Source organism: Planctomycetota bacterium (genome assembly GCA_038746835.1).
Lineage (GTDB): Bacteria > Planctomycetota > Phycisphaerae > Tepidisphaerales > Tepidisphaeraceae > JBCDKH01.
On the sequence record JBCDKH010000272.1, the window covers coordinates 1 to 3,349 of the forward strand.

Genomic DNA, 3,349 nt, shown 5'->3' on the forward strand with positions numbered 1-3,349 from the left:
AGGGCATAGACCAGGCCATGGTCGACGGTCACGGTTGCCCGCGGGCCAGCCCCCCACGAGTTTCCCTCGAAGTCGAAGACCGCGTCGTTCAGCGGCAAGGACCAGAGCTCCTCGCCGTCTTTGGCCCTTAGGCAGATCAAGTCCGCCTTTCCGTTGCGCCCCCCCATTAAGTAAACGCGTCCCGCCGCAATCGCCGGCGCGGAGTAGCCAATTCCGGCGTTCCCGAACGACCACGCGAGGCTAGGCCCGCCTTGAGGCCAACTGGGCAAGAGAGCGGTTTCTGACGATCGATTGTCTCGCTGAGCGCCCTGGAACTGCGGCCATTCCCCTCGGGACTGGGTCACAACCACAGAGGCCAGCAAGGCGCAGGCAGCCGGCATCGCGCTGCGTCTCATGCTCGTCAAGCCAGGCCTGATCATGAGTCGTGGAGTTACCAGGTGGCGACGGCGCATTCTTTGGCTCGGGCGGCGGAAATCGCGAGGCTCCTCGCGCTTCAACGAACGCTGGGGGGGGCTCGCCGCGTCCTGATTTGCAGAAGTCGGAAGGATTGCCATAATAACGCAGGTGCAATCCGTTTGCATGGGTGCGTTGCACGCTCCGGCGATCCAGCATCACGCAGTGACGTTCCGGCGATGTCGAACGAAGAGACGTGCACGGCGTCGCAAGCGAAGGAGTCGCTTCACGCTGCCGGCATCCGCGCGACAGCCTCGAGGATCGCGGTCATGCGTTGGCTGGCTGACGCGAGTAAGCCGCAGAGCCATGCCGAGGTGGTCAACGGGCTTAGCGATTCGGGCTTCGACCAATCGACGCTATTCCGCTGCCTCAATGAGTTGGCCGACGTCCACCTCGTGGCTCGGCTCGACCTCGGCGACCACGTGCGGCGGTTCGAGTTGGCGGAGCATGACGGCACGGGCGAAACGGGCCACGCCCACTTCATGTGCGTTGACTGCGGCGAACTGACGTGTCTCCACGGCTTCACGGTCGAGGTGACTCCCGAACGCGGACGCGGTCGTCGTGAGCTAGGGCAGATCACGGAGGTGCTGCTACGCGGACGGTGCGGGGCATGCGCGGGCGTCTGAGCACACGACGCGGGGATTCGGGATTCGCCGCAACTTGCAATCCGATTGCATCTGGGTACGATTCGATAGCCGGCGGTGTCGCCGCCGCAGCCGCTCGTCCTTCGCCTTAGGCCGCCGATGAAGTCCGCAACCCTGCATCTAGCCCTTCGACCGCCTAGTCTCAACAAGCTGACGAAGACACCGACGTTAGCCGATGAGCGGGTAACCGACGCGCCATCGACGCGCACGCGGCCTACTCTCAACGGAGCAGCCCCAAAGCTCGCCGCGTTGGGAGTAGCCTCGCTATCACTCGTGGCGCTCGCTGGCTGTCAAGCCACGCGGAGCATGCCGACCGTCGAAGTCCCGGCGGCGTCGGCCCCCTTTTTGACGCTAGACCAGTTTGCCGCGGCTCTGTCCGACACCGAGGATGTGGTGCTGGTCGAGTTCTGCATGCCTTCGGGCTGCTCTCGATGCGACGCTATGCGCGGGCCAATCGACCGCTTGGCGAACGATCGGCGCGATGGTATGGCTGTCCGCCGCGTCAATCTCAGGCAGCACCCGCAGTTGACTTGGGAGTTCAAGCTCAACGCGTGCCCAAGTTACGTCGCGTTTCGCGGCGGTCAGGAGGTCTTCCGTGCGGAGCACCCGACCTCAGCCGATCTAATCGCGGCTCAGCTCGACGAATCGTTCGGCGATCTGGCCCCTCAACCGCTCGCGGCCGTCACCCGCTGAGCGAACCGACAACCACAACCCAGCGATACGCGCTCATGCCCTCGAAGCTCCCCGTTACCGTCCTCTCTGGCTTCCTCGGCGCTGGGAAGACGACAACACTCAATCACGTCCTGGCGAACCGCGAGGGACTGCGCGTCGCGGTGATCGTCAACGACATGAGCGAGGTGAACATCGACGCGTCGCTCGTCCGAGACGGCCAAGCCGGGCTGAGCCGCACAGAAGAGAAGCTCGTTGAGATGACGAACGGATGCATCTGCTGCACGCTGCGCGAAGACCTGCTCCTTGAGGTGGCAGAGCTGGCCAGGGACGGCCGCTTCGATTATCTGCTCGTGGAGTCGACCGGCATCAGTGAGCCGATGCCGGTCGCTGAGACGTTCACTTTCGCCGATGAGGCGGGACGGAGCCTCTCGGACCTCGCGCAGCTCGACACGATGGTGACCGTCGTCGATGCGGCCAACTTCCAGCGGGATTTCTGCTCGTCGGACGACTTAGTCGATCGAGAGATGGGCCTCAATGAGGAGGACCAACGGAACGTGGTCGATCTGCTGACCGACCAGGTCGAGTTCGCGAATGTCATCCTTCTAAACAAGTGCGACCAGATCGACGAGGAGGGCAAGCGGACGCTGCTCGGCATCCTGCGGAACCTCAATCCTAAGGCCCGTATTGTCGAAACCGTACGCGGACAGATCGAACTCAGCCAGGTCATGGGAACAGGACTGTTCTCACTAGACGAGGCGGGCGCTCAACCCGGTTGGCTCGAAGTCCCGCGTGGTCAGGAACAGCCGGAGACCGACGAGTACGGCATCTCCAGCTTCGTCTATCGCGCGCGCCGACCGTTCCACGCAGACCGACTGTGGACGAGTCTCGATTTCGACGCAGGCGTCCTTGCCGGCGTGATTCGCTCGAAGGGCTTTCTCTGGGTCGCGTCGCGGCACGAGTACGCCTACTCGTGGTCGCAAGCCGGTGTATCGGTGCAGCTCGACCCAGCCGGCTACTGGTGGTCGGCCGCCCCGGAAGAGGAGTGGCCGGAAGACATCCCCGAGAACGCAAAACTGCTGGCCGACATCCGCAGCGAGTTTGAAGAGCCGTACGGCGACCGCCGCCAGGAGATCGTGTTCATCGGTATCGGGATGGACCGACCAGTGATCGAGTCGCGACTCGAAGACTGCTTACTCACCGACGAAGAGATGGCGGAGGGCCCGGCGGCTTGGGCGAAGTACGACGACCCGTTGCCGGCGATTGAGATCGACGCGGAAGACTTGCCGCTAGGGAGCGCCGGCTCGTGATCGTAGCTGCAGGATCGCACGTCGAACCCCTGGACGTCGTCATTGTCGGTGCGGGAGCGGCGGGCGTCGGAGTCGCCGTTGCGCTGAAGGATGCCGGGATCGAAGACTTCGTGCTGCTCGATCGCCACGGGGTGGGGGCTTCGTTCGACCGCTGGCCCGCCGAGACACGGTTCATCACGCCGTCTTTCCCGACCAACTCGATCGGGATGCTCGACCTGAACGCGATCGCCATCGGCGCGTCGCCCGCGCACGGCCTCAAGGTTGAGCACCCGA

General features: G+C 64.0%; 4 protein-coding genes. All 4 read left to right on the top strand.

Going from position 1 to position 3,349, the window contains the following annotated elements:
- Nucleotides 1–632 precede the first annotated feature (632 nt).
- Nucleotides 633–1,079 carry a transcriptional repressor gene (locus AAGI46_16435; GenBank protein ID MEM1013795.1) on the top strand — a complete coding sequence of 149 codons (447 nt, stop codon included), beginning with the start codon at nucleotides 633–635 and terminating at the stop codon, nucleotides 1,077–1,079.
- Between the two features lie 324 nt (nucleotides 1,080–1,403).
- On the top strand, nucleotides 1,404–1,790 hold the full coding sequence (locus AAGI46_16440; protein ID MEM1013796.1) for a thioredoxin family protein: 387 nt from the start codon (nucleotides 1,404–1,406) through the stop codon (nucleotides 1,788–1,790).
- 35 nt (nucleotides 1,791–1,825) lie between these two features.
- A complete protein-coding gene (zigA, locus tag AAGI46_16445; GenBank protein ID MEM1013797.1) occupies nucleotides 1,826–3,076 on the top strand; it encodes a zinc metallochaperone GTPase ZigA in 1,251 nt (416 codons plus the stop codon).
- Nucleotides 3,077–3,105: 29 nt separating this feature from the next.
- Nucleotides 3,106–3,349, top strand: a 244-nt coding sequence (locus AAGI46_16450; protein MEM1013798.1) for an NAD(P)-binding domain-containing protein, incomplete at its 3' end; no start/stop codon positions are given.

Excerpts from the sequence above, each read along its gene's own strand:
- AAGI46_16435 (MEM1013795.1), top strand. The coding sequence starts at position 633 with ATGTCGAACGAAGAGACGTGCACGGCGTCGCAAGCGAAGGAGTCGCTT.
- AAGI46_16440 (MEM1013796.1), top strand. The coding sequence starts at position 1,404 with ATGCCGACCGTCGAAGTCCCGGCGGCGTCGGCCCCCTTTTTGACGCTA.
- zigA (MEM1013797.1), top strand. The coding sequence starts at position 1,826 with ATGCCCTCGAAGCTCCCCGTTACCGTCCTCTCTGGCTTCCTCGGCGCT.